The sequence below is a fragment of the Deltaproteobacteria bacterium genome, from assembly GCA_009929795.1.
GTDB lineage: Bacteria > Desulfobacterota > Desulfovibrionia > Desulfovibrionales > Desulfomicrobiaceae > RZZR01.
Genome location: RZZR01000048.1, coordinates 1 through 18,869, shown reverse-complemented (window position 1 = coordinate 18,869; position 18,869 = coordinate 1). Strand labels below are relative to the sequence as shown.

General features: G+C 59.5%; 14 protein-coding genes. 7 read left to right on the top strand and 7 right to left on the bottom strand.

The features are described from left to right. From EOM25_07190 to EOM25_07165, 6 genes are all read right to left on the bottom strand, one after another. Positions 1 to 1,337 (bottom strand): tetratricopeptide repeat protein (locus EOM25_07190; protein NCC24969.1); only part of this gene is annotated, 1,337 nt, incomplete at its 3' end. After that, entirely contained in the window at positions 1,334 to 1,984 is a 651-nt protein-coding gene (locus EOM25_07185; GenBank protein NCC24968.1) for a tetratricopeptide repeat protein, read from the bottom strand. The genes EOM25_07185 and EOM25_07190, both read right to left, overlap by 4 nt. Further along, positions 1,981 to 2,691, bottom strand: coding sequence for a tetratricopeptide repeat protein (locus EOM25_07180; protein NCC24967.1), 711 nt, complete (start codon positions 2,689 to 2,691; stop codon positions 1,981 to 1,983). The genes EOM25_07185 and EOM25_07180 overlap by 4 nt, the downstream gene beginning before the upstream one ends. Then, on the bottom strand, positions 2,688 to 3,029 hold the full coding sequence (locus tag EOM25_07175) for an anti-sigma factor antagonist (protein ID NCC24966.1): 342 nt from the start codon (positions 3,027 to 3,029) through the stop codon (positions 2,688 to 2,690). The genes EOM25_07180 and EOM25_07175 overlap by 4 nt, the downstream gene beginning before the upstream one ends. Next, positions 3,013 to 3,888: a PilZ domain-containing protein gene (locus EOM25_07170; protein ID NCC24965.1), complete on the bottom strand. Its 876-nt coding sequence runs from the start codon at positions 3,886 to 3,888 to the stop codon at positions 3,013 to 3,015. Before EOM25_07170 ends, EOM25_07175 begins: the two co-directional genes overlap by 17 nt. A gap of 55 nt (positions 3,889 to 3,943) precedes the next feature. Next, the gene (locus tag EOM25_07165) at positions 3,944 to 5,260 is read right to left on the bottom strand and encodes a uracil-xanthine permease (GenBank protein NCC24964.1); all 1,317 of its coding nucleotides are present in this window, start codon (positions 5,258 to 5,260) and stop codon (positions 3,944 to 3,946) included. A gap of 304 nt (positions 5,261 to 5,564) precedes the next feature. Here EOM25_07165 and EOM25_07160 point away from each other — a divergent pair, with 304 nt between their 5' ends. The 5 genes from EOM25_07160 to EOM25_07140 all read left to right on the top strand — a co-directional run bounded on the left by EOM25_07160 (position 5,565) and on the right by EOM25_07140 (position 15,403). Beyond that, positions 5,565 to 10,097, top strand: coding sequence for a PAS domain S-box protein (locus EOM25_07160; protein ID NCC24963.1), 4,533 nt, complete (start codon positions 5,565 to 5,567; stop codon positions 10,095 to 10,097). Between the two features lie 154 nt (positions 10,098 to 10,251). Further along, entirely contained in the window at positions 10,252 to 12,279 is a 2,028-nt protein-coding gene (locus EOM25_07155) for a methyl-accepting chemotaxis protein (protein ID NCC24962.1), read from the top strand. 180 nt (positions 12,280 to 12,459) lie between these two features. Continuing rightward, a complete protein-coding gene (locus EOM25_07150) occupies positions 12,460 to 14,511 on the top strand; it encodes a HAMP domain-containing protein (GenBank protein ID NCC24961.1) in 2,052 nt (683 codons plus the stop codon). Between the two features lie 124 nt (positions 14,512 to 14,635). Next, entirely contained in the window at positions 14,636 to 15,142 is a 507-nt protein-coding gene (locus tag EOM25_07145; GenBank protein ID NCC24960.1) for a chemotaxis protein CheW, read from the top strand. Positions 15,143 to 15,160: 18 nt separating this feature from the next. Continuing rightward, positions 15,161 to 15,403 carry a hypothetical protein gene (locus EOM25_07140; GenBank protein ID NCC24959.1) on the top strand — a complete coding sequence of 81 codons (243 nt, stop codon included), beginning with the start codon at positions 15,161 to 15,163 and terminating at the stop codon, positions 15,401 to 15,403. Here the strand turns inward: EOM25_07140 and rsmG are convergent. Then, positions 15,340 to 15,999, bottom strand: a complete 660-nt coding sequence (rsmG, locus tag EOM25_07135; protein ID NCC24958.1) for a 16S rRNA (guanine(527)-N(7))-methyltransferase RsmG — start codon at positions 15,997 to 15,999, stop codon at positions 15,340 to 15,342. The two genes, EOM25_07140 and rsmG, sit on opposite strands and share 64 nt — an antisense overlap. 90 nt (positions 16,000 to 16,089) lie before the next feature. Between rsmG and EOM25_07130 the strand changes: the two genes are divergently transcribed. Together EOM25_07130 and EOM25_07125 are read left to right on the top strand one after the other, a co-directional pair. After that, positions 16,090 to 17,067 (top strand): ACP S-malonyltransferase, encoded by a 978-nt coding sequence (locus EOM25_07130; GenBank protein NCC24957.1) that lies wholly within the window; start codon positions 16,090 to 16,092, stop codon positions 17,065 to 17,067. Beyond that, on the top strand, positions 17,057 to 18,712 hold the full coding sequence (locus tag EOM25_07125; GenBank protein ID NCC24956.1) for an arginine--tRNA ligase: 1,656 nt from the start codon (positions 17,057 to 17,059) through the stop codon (positions 18,710 to 18,712). The genes EOM25_07130 and EOM25_07125 overlap by 11 nt, the downstream gene beginning before the upstream one ends. Positions 18,713 to 18,869: the final 157 nt, after the last annotated feature.

The following is an 18,869-nucleotide window of genomic DNA, read 5'->3' as shown; positions in this document are numbered from 1 at the left end:
GTCTGGTACAGGGTTTGGGCCGTGTCTGGTTCCTTGGCCCAGAAGGCCACCCGGGCGGACTCCATGATGGGAACGGGGTCATGGGGCCATCGTTCGTGCAAGGCCTGGTAGGCGGCCAGGGATTCATCGTAGCGGCCGGCCCAGGACAGGACCCGGGCCTGGAGCAAAAGGAGTTTGGCCGTGTGTGGTAGCTCGGTGAGCAGGTCGTCCAGCAGGGCCAGGGAAGCGTTGTAGCGACGGGCCGAGGCCTCGGTCTGGATCAGGCCCAGGCTGGCCGGGAAAAATTCCGGGTCGAGGTCCAGGGCCGCTTGATAGCAGGCTCGGGCCGGCTCAAAGGCCAGGACGCGGGCGTATTCGTCGCCCCACAGGGTCAGCCGGGCCGGAGATGTGGCGTTTTGGCAGAGTTGGGCCACGAAATCCGGGGTATGAACCTTGGTCGCGTCCGGATCCAGATCGGCCAAAAGCAGACGGGCCCGGATTTGATCCGGATGGCGAGCGACAACATGGGTCAGGATTTCCTGGGCCCGGTCCGGCTCGTTCATTTTCAGCCAGAGCTCGGCCCGGTTCAGGTCGTCATCTGGAGTGGACAGGCAGCGGGCGTCAAGAGCCCCGAGGGCGGCCCGGTAGTCACCGGTTCCGGCCAGAGCCCGGGATCGAAGGCGAAGGAGGTTCGGATCCAAGGACGTACCATCAACGAGCAGGGCCGAATGGTCGAGGAGGGCCAGGGCGGCCGGGAAATTCTTTTCCTCCAGTCGTAGGCCGACCAGGGCCGTCAGGGCCTCGCGGTCTCCCTGGTCATCCAGGAGCAGGCCGTCGAGGATGCCCCCGGCCTCCTCGTAGCGCTGGGCAGCCACGAAGACGCGGGCCAGCTCCAGCAAAACCTCGCGCTGTTGGGCCGGGCCCAGATTCGGTCGGGTCAGGAGGTCGCGGAGGATGTCTTCGGACAGACCGAAATCTCCCCAGGTCAGGACCACATTGGCCAGGGCCAGGCGCAGGGAAAGATCGTCCGGATGGTTGTCCAGCAGACCGAGAACCAGACCCCGGGATTGGCGGGCATGGCCTTGACGGGCCAGAAGTCTGGCCAGACCGAGGCCGGCATCGAGGTCGCCCGGGTCCTCGGCCAGAATCCGTTCGAACTGGATGCGGGCCTCCAGCCAATGGTTCGGATTCTCCCCCAACAGGCGGGCCAGTTCCAGGCGGGCCTCATGCTCGGTGATGCGGGAGGCCGGGGGAACGATGCTCTCCCCGGCCCGGGCCGGACCCGGAGTCGTGGCCACAACACCAAGGATGACGGCCAGAAGCACCGGAATCCAGAACAGGAAACGAACGGCATTCACCGGGGCAGTGTCTCCCGCAGCTCACGGATGGCGTCTTCCTGACGTCCGGCCCAGGAGAGGACAAAGGCGTACTTGCGCCGAAGCTGGACATCGTCGGGGAATTCCCGAAGCAGAACCTCGTACTCGTCCAGGGATTCCTGGTAGCGTCCATCCCAGGAAAGGACCTCGGCCAATTTCAGCCGGAGGGCGTGGTCATCGGGCCGGGCCTGGAGCTGACGCGTGTAGATGTTGGCGGCCTGGGCGTAGTCCTGCCGGGCGGCCAGGATGTCGGCCATGATGATCCGGGCCTCGGGGTCGAGATTCTCGTCCGGGATGGCTGCGAGTTCGGCCCAGGCCTCGTCCTGCCTTCCGGCCCAGGTCATGACCTTGGCCCGTTCCAGCCGGGCCAGGATAAAGTCGGGTTTTTCCCTGATGACCATGGCGTAGGAGGCCAGGGAGTCGTCGTACTGGCCGACGTAGCTCTGAAGACGGGCCAATTCCAGCCAGGCCTGCCAGTCAGGGATTTCGTCCCCGGGTTTGGGCAGGGACGGCCTGGGCAGGTCCGGTTTGACCAATTCCTGGCCGGGTCGGACAGGCTGGGCCTCGAGACGTGGCGCGGCCCAGGCGAAAAGAACGGCGCAGCAGACAGCGAGCCAAAGGGTCTTCATATCGGTTCTCCCAATGCGTTCTTGTACTCGGTGATGGCCTCCTGGAAGCGCCCGCCCCAGGAGAGGACCCGGGCCAGGGTCAGGCGGGCCGGGCGCAGGTCGGGTTGGGCCGTGAGAACTTGGCGAAGGAGGGTCTCGGCCTCGGAGTAGCGGCCCTGCCAGGCGTACATCTCGGCCCGCTCCAGATCGGCCCTGAGCCGCAGGGCCGGAATCCCGGCCAAACGGGTGTAGAGGGCCTCGGCTTGGTCCCAGTCTCCGGTCCGGCGACAGAGTCCGGCCAGGTACATGGCTACGTCCGGGCTGGACGTCACGATCCGGGGATAGGCGGCCATGATGTCCCGGGCCTGTTCGGGTTGGCCGAAGCGGTCCAGAAGGCCGGCCAGCTCGAGGAGCTGTTCGGGCCGGGGCGAGCCGACCGAGGAGCGGAAATTCTCCAGGGCCTGGGCGGCCGTGATTTGGTCGCCAGTCTCAAGGGCGGCCTCCACGGTCCGGATCAGGGCCGGGGGCCAGTCCAGGCCGTGGTCGAGGGCCTGGCGAAAGAGACGCCGGGCCTGTTGATCATGACCGGCAACGAGGCTGGCCTCGGCCTCGCGAAAGAGAACCCGGTCGGCGTGCAGGGTTTGATAGGCCAGATGGGCTGCAACGGCGCAGACCAGGAGCAGGAAGAGGTATTGCCCCTGCTGACGGAGGGCCGGGGTGAGCCTCATGCCCGGGACAGGGCCTCCATGGCTGATTCCCGGTCTTCGTAGACGGAAAAGACTTGGTCCAGCTTGGTCAGGCCAAAGACCTTGCGGACGTGGTCCGTCAGGCCGCACAGGGCCATGGCCCCGTCCGGGCCAAGGCTCTTCATGACGCTGATGAGCACGCCAAGGCCCCGGGAATCGATGGTCTCGACCCCGGAGCAGTCCAGCACAAGCCGATGGCCCCCCTGGCGGATGATGTCGACCATCTGGGACTTGAATTCATCCGCATTGGCCAGAACGAGCTTGTCGGTCGCGAGTGTGATGACGGTCAGGCCGTTTCGGTCTTCACGTTCCAGTTTCATGGTGAGCCTCCATTTCGTCCAGGGTGCAGACCGGGCCGGATCTGGTCAAGGCATGGGCGTAGATCATGACCAGGGTGTTGTAGTTGTAGAAGACCTTCTTCTCCAGAGTGACGATGGCCTCGATGTACTGGCGCATGACCTCCTGCTCAAAGGCCGCGCCCCAGACCGAGGCCTCCAGTTCGGGCTCCATGACCATCCGGAGTTCCTCGAGATCAAAGACCTGCTGGATACGGGACCGGGTGCAGGCGTCCCGGCCGATGCGCCCCAGATATTTCTCGAGGCTGGCCATGTTGGCCTCCGCATTGGTCCGGACGTCATGAAACAGGAAATTCTCCAGTTCGTCCAGGGTGGCCCGGTCAAAGCCGGTGATGCGGGGCAAAATTGGTCTGATGTGCTTGAGGTAGATGAGGATGCCCTTCTTGAGAAGGATGGTGTCCTTGAGAATCCTGATCAGAAGGTCCTCGGAGTTTTGAAACTCGGTCAGGTCCATGTCGATGGATTTGCCCTCGAAGGAGACGAAGACCGGGTAGTAGAGAGGGGCCCGGACGTCGATGCGCACTCCGCAGGTCAGGCCTCCCAGGTCTTCGTCCCATTTGCTCCAGGCCACGCCGCCCTTGTTGAAGGTCTCTCCCTGGAAGAGGAAGGGGAGGTGAAAGTCGATCAGGTCGTTTATGTGGAGCATCTGGCGTTTGATGACCCAGGAGGGGAGGATGATCTTGGCCCCGTGCATACTGATGTCCAGTAACAGGTACTGAAAGAGCGACATGTCATCGATGCGGGTGCCCAGAAAGGGCAGGTTGACGGACTCGATGGCGATGCGGTCTTCGCGGCGGGGCTGGATGGATGGGGCGGCGGTCATGTGGAGCTAAAAGCGCCGCGGCCGGGTTCGGACCCGGCCACGGTGTCTCGAGAGTTCAGTTCTTGGCCCGATGGGGCAGGATCAGGTTCAGGACAACGCCGGCGATGCCCGAAAGGCCGATGCCTTCGAGCTTGAAGCCGGGCCCGCCAAGGCTCATGCCGCCGACGCCGAAGATGATGACTATAGCGGCGATGGCCAAGTTGCGGGGTTCCATCAGGTCCGTGCCGGCCTTGACCAGGGTGTTGATGCCGACGACCATGATGGCCCCGAAGAGCAGGATCATGATGCCGCCCATGACCGGGACCGGTATGGTGGCCAACAGTCCGCCGAGCTTGCCGACAAAGGCCAGGAGGATGGCGGCGATGGCGGCCCAGGTCATGATGGCCGGGTTGAAGACCTTGGTCAAAGCCACGGCCCCGGAGACCTCGGAATAGGTGGTGTTGGGCGGGCCGCCCAGGAAGGAGGCCAGGGAGGTGGCCAGGCCGTCGCCGAGCATGGTGTTCTGGACGCCGGGATCCTTGACGTAGTCCTTGCCGGAGATGCCGCCGATGGCCAGGATGTCCCCGAAGTGCTCGATGGCCGGGGCAATGGCCACGGGGACGATGAAGAGGATGGCCTCCCATTTCCATTCGGGAAAGACGAAATTGGGAACTGCGAACCAGGGCCTGTCAACGACGGGCTGCATGGAGACGAGGGCCGATTTGGTCCAGTTCGGGAGCTGGCCGGGGTCGAAGGTGGCCTGGAAGGAAGCGGTCACCCCGGTCAAGTCGAGGACGAGGGAGGTGGCGTAGCCGGCCGCGATACCGCAGAGGATGGGGATGAGCCGGAGCCAGCCCTTGCCCAGGAGGGAAACGAGAATGGTGGTGACGAGGGAGACCCCGGCCACGATCATGGCCGTCTTTTCCGGCACCAGCCAGGCCGAGCCGTCGCCGGTGCGGCCGAGGGCCATGTGCACGGCCACCGGGGCCAGGATGAGGCCGATGACCATGATGACCGGGCCGGTGACCACCGGGGGCAGGACCTTGAGGATGATGCCGGACCCGAAGACTCGGATGATGAGGCTGAGGATCACGTAGAGGACTCCGGCCGCGGTCAGGCCGCACATGGTGGCCGGGATGCCCCAGGTCTGGACCCCGTAGATGATGGGGGCGATGAAGGCAAACGACGAGGCCAAAAAGACCGGGACCTTGCCCCGGGTGCAGATTTGGAAGACCAGGGTGCCGGCCCCGGCGGTGAACAGGGCCACGTTGGAGTCCAGCCCGGTCAGGAGCGGAACCAGGACCAGGGCCCCAAAGGCGACAAAGAGCATTTGGGCCCCGAGCAGGGAGTCTTTGAATCGGAAAGCGTACGCGGTGGAACTCGGTTCGGCCATGTGGTTCTCCTTTTTTTCCGTGCGGGTTTGGCAACGGCGGGTAGGGTGATGGGGGGTGGGGTTCAAGGGTTGGTTTTCGGGACATCTTCCTAGATGGCCGGGGGTCTTTCGTCAATGTTGGGGAAGGGAGCAAAGAGATCATGGTTGGCGATCATGATTGACTGAAACGATATTTTCAGGGAATAAGAGGGGCCTTGAAATGATGAGTGTATATCTTCATCTTTTTGTTTTTTTCTTGCGGTCGATGTCTGAATCGGAACCGCTGCGACAATCGGCGCCCAGGGTTTTGGGAGCCGACTGAAAATTGAAACCCTCTGCATTCAGATTTCACCATCCTGCCATGTCCATGCCTGGAGCGAACATGCCTCACCCCATGGCCACATTTAGTTCCGATTTTTTCAAGAATTCGCCTTTCGGGTTTTTCATTTCCAATCCCGACGGCCGATTCCTTTTCGCCAACACGGCACTTGCGGATATGCTGGGATACAGCTCGCCTGAGAAGTTGCTGGAGACCGTCACGGATATCGCCGCTCAGGTCTATGTCAATCCTCAGGAACGTCAGGAATTCATACGACTGATGCAAGAGCACGGCAAGGTGGTTGACCATGAGTGCCGGTTTACGCGCAAGGATGGAGCCATCATCTGGGTTTCCCGAAGCGCCCAGGCTGTTTTTGACGATCAGGGGAACGTGGTCCAATACCAGGGTGTAATCACGGATATTACCAATCGGAAGCAGGCTGATGAACAAGCTCGGAAAAATGAATTATTTTTTCATTCGCTCCTGCAAACCGTGCCCATACCGGTTTTTTTCAAGGACAGGGAAGGTCGATATCAAGGATTCAACAAGGCTTTTGAAAATTTTTTCGGGAAAACGCAAGAAGAGCTTGTCGGAAAAACTGTTTTTGATATCAGCCCTCCTGATCTCGCTGCCGTCTATCACTCCAAGGATATAGATTTGTTTGAAAACACGGGTATCCAGGTATACGAATCACAGGTCAAAAATGCCTGCGGCAATGTGCACGATGTTATTTTTCACAAAGCTTCTCACACGGATGATCAGGGAAATGTCAGCGGCCTTATCGGCGCTGTGCTGGACGTTACTGATCGAAAGAAAACTGAAGAACGCATTCTGCACTTGAATGCGGTGCTGAAATCTTTTGTCAGGGTCAATGAGATCATTTTCAATGCCGGGGACCGAGGCCGATTGCTCGAAAATATCTGCCATGCCTTGACTTCGACCAGGGGCTACCACAACGCCTGGATCATCCTTTTGGATGAAAATTGCAGGATTACAGACTGGGCTCAGACTGGGATTGGAGAATCATTCCAGACACTTCTTGAACGGTTTCGACAAGGGGAGATGACGTCCTGCTCTTCAAAGGCGTTTGATTCATCCTTGCTTAAAATTGTTCACGATCCTTACTCGGAATGTATCGATTGCCCTTTGGCCAACCAGTATTCCGGTAGGGCTGGTTTTACCATTCGATTGGAGATTGAGGGGCATCCTATCGGCTTGCTATCGGTTTCAGTGCCGAAAAGGTTGGCCAAGGATCATGCGGAACACGAGCTGTTCATGAATTTAGCCGGCACCATTGCCCAAGGTGTCCAACGGCTTCGTCTGGAGGGAATCCGGCGCAGCCAGGAAAAACGTTTGCAGAATTATGAACAGATCATTTCCAAGGTCAACGAACCAATGTCCCTGGTGGGCAAAGACTACAGATACATTGTCGTAAACGACGCGTATCTCACGATATTCAAAAAACCGCGTCGTGAAATCGAAGGTCGATCAGTGGAAGATCTGCTCGGCGAGGATGCCTTTGCAGACAAAGTCAAACCACGATTGGATGAAGCTTTTTCAGGTCGGCAAATCGAGTACGAAGATGGTTTCCCCGGCCCGGACGGTTCGATGAGATACCGGGTCATGAGCTATTATCCTTTCCATGACGATAATGGCGTAGTCACGGCCGTTGTCTCAAGGGCCTTGGATATTACCCGTCGCAAACAGTTCGAAGAAGCGTTGCGTATCAGCGAGGAACGGCACCGGAATATAGCCGAGGCCAACGCCGGAATCATCTGGGAGATGGACGCGAACCTTGTCGTGACCCATGTATCCGGAAGATTTTATGAAATCCTGGGACATAAACCGGAGGAAATTGTTGGTCGGAATCCTTTATTCTTGATCGACACTGAAGACCGGGAGCGGGTCAGGACGATCATGGATCGAATGCGACATGATCATGCACCGCTCAAAAATTTTGACTACTGGTGCCGCCACAGCAATGGCAGACGTGTTCGCATCACGACCAACAGCGTTGCTTTTTATGACCGGGACGGCATTCTCCTTGGTTTTCAAGGTACGCATATCGATATCACGGAGAAATTTTGGGCGCGTGAGAGCCAATCGTTATCTCTCCGGTTGCATGAGATGCTCAGCGAAGACGATCCGTCAATTTCATCATTTCTTTGCAAGGCGTGTTCAGAGTTGACGGACAGCCCGATGGCTTTTTTCGGCATGGTGGAACCGGACGAATCAGCGATGGTTGCCCATGTCTGGTCGCCTAAAACAATGGAAGAATGCAAGGTTCCAGACAAACCCTTGCGATTTCCCCTTGAGACGGCAGGGTTGTGGGCGGAGCCGATCAGGAAAAGAGAATCGGTAATCTTCAATGCCTACTTGGAGGCACCTGAAAAAAAAGGGCTTCCACAAGGCCATGTGCCCATAACACGCTATATCGGAGTCCCTGTCATATATGGAGACAAAGTCATTGCCGTGGCCGCAGCTGCGAACAGGGCGGCGGGTTATGATGAGAGACACATCAAACGCCTACGGATGCTCGCTTCCAGCGTGGCCGATATTCTCATGCTGCGCCGCAAGGATGAGGATCTACGCAGAAGCGAGGAAAAACATCGCCGTCTGTTCGAAACCATGGCCCAGGGAGTCATTTATCAGGCAGCCGATGGCACCATCATTTCGGCCAACCCGGCTGCCGAGAGAATCCTTGGCCTGACTCTTGACCAGATGCGGAGTAAGACGTCCATGGACCAGCATTGGAGAATGATCAAGGAAGACGGTACGCTTGTTCCTGGTGAGGATCATCCGGCCATGATCGCCTTGCGCACTGGAGAGTCTGTTGGGCCTGTTGTCCGGGGGGTGTTTCATCCGGACAAGAACTCTCACATCTGGTTGTCCATAATCGCCATGCCCCTGTTTCAATCTGGGGAAATGCTGCCCTTTCAGGTTTATTCCACCTTTGAGGATATCACCAACCGTAAAGATACGGTTGAAGCACTGCAAGAAAGTGAAGCACGATTCCGATCCATATATGAAAATATCGGAATCGGTTTGGCTCAAGTATCACTTGATTTTATAATAATGCGCGCAAATAAGGCGTATGGAGATATGTTGGGATATAATAAAGATGAACTTGTTGGAAAACATCTTAAAGATTTAACACATATTGAATCGTTAAATGAAAATATTGAAAATCAGAGAAAGCTTGCATCAGGTGAAATTGACCATTACCGTATGATAAAAAAATTTATTCATAGAAATGGAAAAACAATTCATGCTTTACTTGATGCTAATCTGATCAGGGATAATGATGGAAGTGGAAAATATTTTCTTGGAAGCTTGGTAGATATTACAAGTAGAATACAGGCTGAAGATGAATTGATTCAGGCTAAGGAACAGGCCGAAATTGCCAACAAAACAAAGTCTGAATTTCTGGCCAACATGAGCCATGAGATCCGCACGCCCATCAACGGCATCATGGGTATGATGCAGCTTTTGCAGACCACGGACATGAACGACGAGCAGAGCGACTACGTTCTCCTGGCCATCAAGTCGGCCGATCGTCTGACCAGGCTTCTTTCGGACATCCTCGATCTTTCCCGGGTGGAAGCGGGTAAGATGGAACTTGACGAGAAGGCATTCAACATCTCCGAGTTGCGGGATTCCGTCACCGGACTGTTCACCTTTGCCGCCAGGGAAAAAGGCTTGGAACTCGAGTGCGTGATCGATCCGATCATGCCTGATAAACTTTATGGCGACGAGTCCCGCATCCGGCAGATCCTGTTCAATCTGGTGGGCAATGCCGTCAAGTACTCGGACAGGGGGAAGGTCACGCTTCAGATGACCATGTTGGACTCAAGCATCGACGGCCAGACCCGGATCTTGTTCTCGGTATCGGACACCGGCATCGGGATTCCAAAGGACAGGCAAAAGGAAATTTTTGAACCGTTCAAGCAGGTAGACGGGAGCTATACGAGACAGTTCCAAGGGGCCGGTCTGGGCCTGGCCATCGTGCAACGACTCGTCGACCTGATGAAAGGACGGATAACCGTTGAGAGCGAGCCGGGGCTGGGAACAACGGTGCGTGTCTTCCTGAGTTTCAAAATGTCGGATGCTTGCGACGTCGCCACGTGCCGTATGCAGGCGGGTTCAGCCGAGGCGGCCAACAGCCGCGGCCTCCGCATACTCTTGGCTGAGGATGAAATTTCAAATTCTCTGCCGACTCGAGTGCTCTTGGAAAAATCAGGCCATACAGTGACGATCGCCGAAGACGGTCAGCAGGTTCTCGATCTTTTGGCAAAGCATGATTTCGACTGCATCCTCATGGACATTCAGATGCCGGTGATGGATGGAGTGGAAACGACCCGGCGCATTCGGTCGTCGACATTCCCTGGAACCAAAAAGGACATTCCCATCATTGCCCTGACCGCCTACGCCATGCAGGGGGATCGCGAGATCTTTCTCGCGGCCGGTATGAACGAGTATCTGGCCAAGCCTGTGGTTATGGACGAGTTGATCCGGGCGCTGAAACGAGTCGTGAAATGACCGATGCGGTGGCCCGGTCGTTTCGCCTCCCGATTCCGACGGGAATGCGCCTAAATGACGAGACGGTCTTGCGATTCGGGCCATGTCCGTGTACTGAATCCTTCACCTTGATTCAGGAACAAGCCACACAAGACTCAAACACGAGAGGGCATCCATGAAGAATATCAGTCTTGCCGTCAAACTCATCGGCGGATTCATGGTCACGGCGGGCATCGCCTTGATCATCGGCCTGGTGGGCCTGTTCGTTATCTCCGGCCTGGGGGGAAAGATCAACGAGATCGGCCTGGTCAGACTGCCCAGCGTGGAGAGCCTTTTGGAGATGGAAGGGAGCATGAGCAAGGTCCAGACAGCCATGCGTAGTCTGCTCAGCCCCTATTTGAGCGACGAACAGCGCAGCCGTCAGTACGACAACGTGCAGACGGCCCGGAAGGTCTACGCCGAGGCCCTGGCCGTGTACGAGCCCCTGCCCCAGACCGATGAGGAGGCCCGGATTTGGAAGGAATACATGCCTACGGTGGCCAAAGCCGCAGAACTGAACAACCGGGGCATCGAGCTGTCCCGACGGCTTCAGACCATCGACGTTCTGAATCCGGATCAGCTTGTGGCCCGGATCAATGGGTTCCAGAGGGATCACTACCTTCTGGAGGCCAAGGTGGCTCTGATGGTCATGCAGGGCACGGTCTTCGAGGGTGGGGCCGATTCCACGGCCTGCGGGTTCGGCCGGTGGATGGCCGGGTTCAAGACCAAAAATTCGAAGATCAATCAGGCTCTGCAGGAGATACGGGCTCCGCACGACCGGTTTCATACGGCGGTGAAGGATATACGCAATGCCGTCCAGCAGGGGGATCGGGACAAGGCCCTGAACCTGTTCTCGAAAACCATGATGCCGGCAGCCGAGGACGTGTTCAAGGGGTTCGAGGTACTTTTGGCTGAGGCCGACGCGGCCAGGACCATTTTTCAGGATATGAGCGATCTGCTTCTTGGCCCGGCCCGGGAGGAGATGGTTAAAGTTTTTCAGCAGTTGCACGATTTGGCAGCCATCAACAGCCAGATATCAGCCCACGAGGTGGCTGCGGCCGGGGCCGAGGCCACCAGGGGGAAGATTGTCGCCCTGGCGGGCATGGGCATCGGGGTCATCTTGGCCATTGTTCTGGGCATCGTCCTGACCCGGGCCATCACCGGGCCGGTCTTCAAGGGTGTGGCCTTTGCTCAGGGCATGTCCGAGGGCGACTTCACCCGGGAACTGGACGTGGACCAGAAGGACGAGATCGGGGCCTTGGCCAGGGCCCTGAACGAGATGGTCGTCAAACTCCGGGAGGTGGTGGCCGAGATCCAGTCGGCCGGGGAGAACGTGGCCTCGGGAAGCGAGGAGATGAGTGCCTCGGCCGAGCAATTGTCCCAGGGGGCCACGGAGCAGGCCGCTTCCATCGAGGAGGTGTCCTCAAGCATGGAGGAGATGACCAGCAACATTCGCCAGAACGCGGACAACGCCCTTCAGACCGAGAAAATAGCCCTGCAGTCGGCCAGCGAGGCCAAAGAGAGCGGCCAGGCCGTGGTCAAGGCGGTGGACGCCATGAAGCACATCGCCGAGAAGATCTCCATTATCGAGGAGATCGCCCGGCAGACGAATTTGCTGGCCCTGAACGCAGCCATTGAGGCGGCCCGGGCCGGTGAGCATGGCAAGGGCTTCGCCGTTGTGGCCGCCGAGGTACGTAAGCTGGCCGAACGCAGCGGGGCCGCGGCCGGGGAGATCAGCGAGCTGTCATCGTCCACGGTGACCATGGCCGACCAGGCCGGGCAGATGCTGCTCAAGCTGGTACCCAACATCCAGAAGACGGCCGAACTTGTCCAGGAGATCAGTGCGGCCAGCAACGAGCAGAATTCCGGCGCCGAGCAGATCAACAAGGCCATCCAGCAACTGGATCAGGTCATTCAGCAGAATGCCTCTGCCTCGGAGGAGATGGCCTCGACGTCCGAGGAGCTTTCCAGTCAGGCCGAACAGATGCAGTCGGCCATGAGTTTCTTTAGGGTCGACCAGGGCGGGACCCGGTCGGCCAGGGCCGTTGCCCGACCGGCGGCCCGGACGTCCAAGAAACCCGCTCCGTCCCGGGAGCGTCGAGGGTCCGGTCTGGCCCTGAACATGGGCAAGGACACCGAGGACGAGGAATTCGAGCGGTTCTAACCTGGGCTTCGGTCCTGGGGGCCAGGGGCAGCGGGCGAAAAATTTTAATCGGTTCCTGCATTCCAGTATTTACCTTGGCCCAATTTTCGGTCAAGGTAACACAGTGTAGACAATGACCGCGTTGTTGGCGGGCCGTGTGGTGATGGTGTATCATCGGGAAGCATTGAGGAGGAAGGTATGCTGAAGAACATGAGATTGGCGATGAAACTGGGATTGGGATTTGGCCTGCTGATAGCCATTTCCTGTGTGCTGGGAGGAATTGCGGTTTATTCCATGAAGACCGTGGAAGCAGAGTCCGTTCGGCTGGCCGAGGAGTACGTTCCGGAAGTGGCCATTGCTGGGGACTTCGAGCGGAACGTGCAGAGTCTCATGTACGAGATGCGGGGCTATGCCTACAGCGAACAGACTAGTTTCTGGGATGCCTCCAAAAAGAGCATGACTGCCGTGCAGGCCTCCTTGGCCGATGCCAGGAACCATGGCCAGAAATTTCCCCAACTGGTCCAGCTGGTCGAAAAGGTCAAGCAGGCCCAGAATGCAGTGGACGAGTACTTCAAGCTGGCCGAGGAGACCAACGCCCTGATCACCTCCATGGCCGCCGGTCGGACCAGGATGAACGAGGCCGCGGCCCTGTACGTGAGTAATTGCGTCGCCTATTTGGAAAGCCAGAACGAGGCCATGGAAAAGCAGATCCAGGACGGCGACTCCGTGGCTAAGCTCCAGGAGCGTCTGGACAAGATCAACTGGATCAATGACATCGTCGATCTGGGCAACGATATCCGGATCAAGAATTATCAGGCCCAGGCCACAGGCGACGTGGCCGTGTTCGAGGCCGCCCTGACCAATTTCCCCAAGGTCGACAAGCTCTTGTCCGACATCCGGACCACCACCCGCCAGAAGGTCAACCTCGATCAATTGGCCAATATAGACACGGCCAAGAACCAGTACAAGGCAGCCATGGAAGCCTTTTTCCGCGACTTTCAGCGACTGGCCGAGGTCGGCAAGCTTCGAACTCTTGCAGGTCAGGAGGCCCAGACCGTGGCCGTGGAACTGGCCCAGGCCGGCATGGAACATACCCAGCACATCGCCAACGAGGCGGTCAGCAGTCTGTCGATGTCGTCCATGGTGGTCATCGTCGGTCTGATCATCGCTGTGATTTTGGCCATCATCATCGCCCTGCTCATGACCCGGGCCATCACCGGGCCGGTCTTCAAGGGCGTGGCCTTTGCCCAGGCCATGTCCGAGGGCGATTTCACCAAGGAACTGGACGTGGACCAGAAGGACGAGATCGGGGACCTGGCCAAGGCCCTGAACGAAATGGTCCACAAGCTCCGGGAAGTGGTGGCCGAGGTCCAGTCGGCCGGGGAGAACGTGGCTTCGGGGAGCGAGGAGATGAGCGCCTCGGCCGAGCAGTTGTCCCAGGGGGCCACGGAGCAGGCCGCGTCCATTGAGGAAGTGTCCTCGAGCATGGAGGAGATGACCAGCAACATCCGCCAGAACGCGGACAACGCCCAGCAGACCGAGAAGATCTCCCTGCAGGCGGCCGGTGACGCCAAGAAGAGCGGCGAGGCCGTGGTCGAGGCCGTGGGCGCCATGAAGAACATCGCCGAAAAGATCTCCATCATCGAGGAGATCGCCCGGCAGACCAACCTGCTGGCCCTGAACGCGGCCATCGAGGCGGCCCGGGCCGGCGAGCACGGCAAGGGCTTCGCCGTCGTGGCCGCCGAGGTCCGCAAGCTGGCCGAACGGAGCGGAGCCGCGGCCGGCGAGATCAGCGAGCTGTCGACCTCCACGGTGACCATGGCTGATCAGGCCGGGCAGATGCTGGTCAAGCTGGTGCCGGACATCCAGAAGACGGCAGAGCTGGTCCAGGAGATAAGCGCGGCCAGCAACGAGCAGAATTCCGGGGCCGAGCAGATCAACAAGGCCATCCAGCAACTGGATCAGGTCATTCAGCAGAATGCCTCGGCTTCCGAGGAGATGGCCTCCACTTCCGAGGAACTCTCCAGCCAGGCCGAACAGATGCAATCCTCCATGAGCTTCTTCCGGGTCGATCTCGGAGGCTCCAGGGTTTCCAGGGTCTCCAAGCCCCATCGTCCATCCGGGGGCGGGTCCAGAACCCAGAAGCGGCCGGCATTGGCCGCCAAGAGCTCGACTGGCGGGGCCCGTCGGGGGTCCGGACTGGCTCTGGAAATGGGCAAGGATACCGAGGATGACGATTTCGAACGCTTCTAGGTTTCTTCCAGGCGTTGGGATTGACGGACAGGGCTTTTTGCCCTGTCCGTCGGCTAGAGGCGAGCGCAAGGATTGCCGGCCATCTGGCCCGCAATCAGGACGTGATCAGACGTAAGGAGAGAGTATGAGCGAGGGATCCGAACATACGACCAACCAGTATCTGACCTTTGCCCTGGACAAGGAGATCTATGCCCTGGCCACGGACACGGTGAAGGAGGTCCTGCAGATGACCACCATCACCAGGATACCGCGAACTCCGGAGTTCATGCGCGGGGTGATGAACCTGCGAGGCCATGCCGTGCCGGTGGTGGACCTGCGTTTGAAATTCGGCATGAAGACCATCGAGGACACGGTCAACACCTGCATCATCATCGTCGACGTCATGTACGATGACGAGGCCACCCAGATGGGGGCCGTGGTGGATTCGGTCCGGGAGGTCTTCGAGATGGACGCCGCCCAGATCGAGGCCCCGCCCAAGATGGGTACGACCATCGACAGCTCCTTCATCCGGGGCATGGGCCGTCAGGAAGACGACTTCATCATCATCCTGGACATCGACAAGATCTTTTCCCTGGAGGAACTGGCGGCCGTTGTCGGCCAGGCCGGGGGTGCCGAGACATCGGAAGCCTAGACCGGCCGGAGGAAGACCATGATCACGGACAAGGATCTCGGCGAACTCGTCGAGTACATGGCTTCGGGCCGGATGGAGGAGGATTTCGAGTATTCGGCCGAGGATCGCAAGCATGAGATGCTCGATTTTCTTGAGCAGGTCATGGACGCTGGCGACTTGGCCAACGAGGTGGCCACCAAGTTGATCTTCAAGAACAGTCAGCTGGGGGCCATGATGGGCGACATGGCCCAGAACCAGCGCCGACCGGACGGCGAGGGGTAGATCATAGATCCGGCCGGTTCCCATCCGGCGGGAAGTTCAGCGGGAATCGGCCCGGAAGCCATGACTAGGGCCAAGCCCGTGGGAGTGAGCAGCGGGCGGGCCAGTTCAAGAAAGTCCGGCCAGGGCCGAAAGGCCCGGCTGAGAACCAGATCGGCCCCTGATTCCGGAAGGGTCAGGTCCTCGACCCTTGACCGGATCGCCCGGGTGTCCGGCAGGTCCAGGTTCCGCAGGGCCTGTTCCATGAAGGCCACCCGCTTGGCCCGGGTCTCCACGAGCAGGTAGCGTCCCGCCCTCCAGAAAATCCGCAGGGGAATTCCCGGCAGGCCGGCCCCGGCCCCGAGGTCAATGGTCAGTGGCTCGGCCGGCAGGTCTAGGGTCGACACGAAGCGGGCCAGATGGAGGCTGTCGAGGACCAGATCCTCGAGGATATCCTCCCAGGCCGTGGGGCCGACCAGATTCATTTTTTCGTTCCACCGCACCAAGAGCCGAACGTAGGTCGCGACCATGGCGGCCTCGGAGCTGTCCATATCCGCTTTCAGGGCCAGAGCCCGACGGACGACGTCGTCCGGGGTCGGAGATTCTATGGGCTGGGGCATGGGGTCCGGTTTCGGCGTCCTTCTTTTTTCTTTACCTCATGGGCCTGTCCGGTTAGATAGGGCACCACGTCACGAGGGAGGGGCATCGGGATGGAACAAATACATATGGCCGCCGTAGGGGCGGTCTTCCCCGGGCAGGGATCTCAGGAACCGAACATGGGCCGGGATCTGGCCGAGTTCTGGGACGAGGCCATGGACCTCTGGAAGCGGGCCGAAAAGGCTTCGGGCCTGCCTCTGCGTGAGGTCTACTGGGAGGCCGAGCATCCCCTGATGGCCGACACGAGGTATTTGCAGCCGGCTCTGACCGTTGTCAATGTCGGGCTCTGGGCATGGGCCGCGAAGGGCCTGCGGGTGGCGGCCATGGCCGGTCACTCGCTGGGCGAGTATTCGGCCCTGTTCGCTGCCGGGGTCCTCGGTCTGGACGAGACCCTCTCGGCTGTTTCCCTGCGGGGGCGTCTGATGGCCGAGGCCGGAAGCCGGGCCCCGGGGGCCATGGCCGCGGTGTTACGCCTGGACGAGGAGGCCGTGCGGGAGGTCGTAGACGAGGTCCGGGCGGCCATGCCCGGAGAGTTGCGCATCGCTAATTTCAACACCCCGGCCCAGTTCGTGCTCAGCGGGTCCGTGGACAGTGTCCGGAGAGCCTGCGAGCTCTGTTCCGGCCGCAAGGGCCGGGCTGTGCCCCTGCCGGTGAGCGGGGCCTTCCACTCTCCCCTGATGGCCGAGGCCTCCAATGAACTGGCCAGACACCTCGATCGTCTGACCTGGCGGGACGCCGAGGTGGACGTATTTTTTAACGCCACGGCCCGACCCGAGCGGACCTCGGAGCGGATCAAGGCATTGATGCGAAATCAGATGGTCGAATCGGTCCGATGGACCGGGTTGATTCAGGCCATGCACAATAACGGTGTCGGATTGTTCCTGGAGTTTGGACCCAAGGGTGTGCTGACCAGGATGGCCGGCCAGATTCTCAAGAACGCGGAGCAGTCCTTCGAGGCCAGGCAGGTATCGAATATGGCGGAGGTCTCGGTGCTTAGAAATCAGATAATGGCGGCCGTAGATGAGAGCTGAAAGTTATGTGAACCGCAGGTTGAAAGGCCTGATAGACGAATTGGGCCTGACCTGGACGGACCGGATACAGATCGCCCCACCCAAGGATGCCCGGTTCGGGGACGTGGCCACCAATGCGGCCATGATCCTGGCCCCGGAAGCAAGATGCCAGCCCAGGATTTTGGCCGAGCGGATCGCGGAGCGGGTCAGGGCCGAATGGGAAGAGATTGACAGGATCGAGACGGCCGGGCCCGGGTTCTTGAATTTCGCCTTCAAGCCGGTTTTTTGGCAGGCCCTGGTCCCGACGGTGCTGGCCGAGGATCGAGACTTCGGAAGGATCGACTTTGGCCGAGGGCGCAAGGTCCAGGTGGAATACGTGTCTGCAAACCCGACAGGGCCTCTGCATATCGGGCACGGACGAGGAGCGGCCGTGGGCGATGCCCTGACCCGCATCCTTCGGCGCACCGGGCACGAGGTTGACACCGAGTACTATCTGAATGACGCGGGTCGACAGATGCGTATTCTGGGATTGTCAGTCTGGACCCGTTATCGCCAGCAGGCCGGACAAAATATCCCATTTCCCGAGGACGGCTATCAGGGCGGATACGTGGGGGACATCGCCGGGTCCATCCGCGAGGCCCACGGCGACGGCCTCCTGGACTGGGAGGAGGCCAAGGCTCAGGACTTTTGTCGTGAATGGGCCATGCGGGTTATCCTGGACGGAATCCGCGAGGATCTGCGGGTCTTTCGGGCTGAGCATCAAGTCTGGTTTTCCGAGCAATCCCTTTTGGATTCGGGCCGGGTCCGTCAAACCCTGGACGACCTTTTAACCCGGGGGCTGGCCTATGAGCAGGACGGGGCTCTGTGGTTCGCCTCGACCCGCTTCGGTGACGACAAGGACCGGGTGTTGCGCAAGTCCGATGGCAGCCTGACCTATTTCGCCTCGGACATCGCCTATCACGCCGACAAGGTGGACCGGGGGTTCGATTTCATGGTCGACATCTGGGGGGCCGACCACCACGGCTACGTGCCGAGGATGAAGGCGGCCATGCAGGCTTTGGGCCGCTCGCCCGAGAGCCTGGGCGTGATCTTGGTTCAGCTGGTCAACCTCTTGCGGGGCGGAGAGCAGGTGGCCATGTCCACCCGTTCAGGCGAGTTCGAGACCCTTGCCGACGTCTGCGCCGAGGTGGGTGTTGACGCGGCCCGTTTCATCTTTCTGTCCCGGCGGAGCGACAGCCATCTGGACTTTGACCTGGACAAGGTCAAGGAACAGTCCATGGACAACCCCGTCTATTACGTGCAGTATGCGTACGCCAGAATTTGTTCCTTGCTGGCCAAGGCCGGGGAGCGAAGGCCCACGCTCGAAGCTTTGCCTGATTCGGTCTTGTCCAGGCTGGGCACGGACGAGGATTTAGCCCTGCTCAAGCAAATGGATCGCTTCGAGGACGCCCTTGTCCAGGCGGCCACGGGCCTGAGCCCGCATCACGTGGCCTATTACCTCCAGGGCCTGGCTGGATTGCTTCATCGTTACTACACGGTCCATCATATTCTTTCGGGTGAGGACGAAGAGTTGGTCCAAGCCCGCCTGGGCCTTCTGACGGCCGTGCGCGCGGTGTTGCGAAACGGGCTGGACCTGCTCGGGGTCCAGGCCCCGGAAACCATGTGAGTCCGGCGGCGGAAGATTGTTTTTTTCCGTGTCGGTAGAATTGAGGACCATGACCAAATCGCAAAAATCCAAAAAGCAGCAAGGCAAGACCACTGGGTTCGAGATTCGTGTCGGGTTTTCCGGGCTTCTGACAGCCGTCCTGTTCATGCTTGTGGGC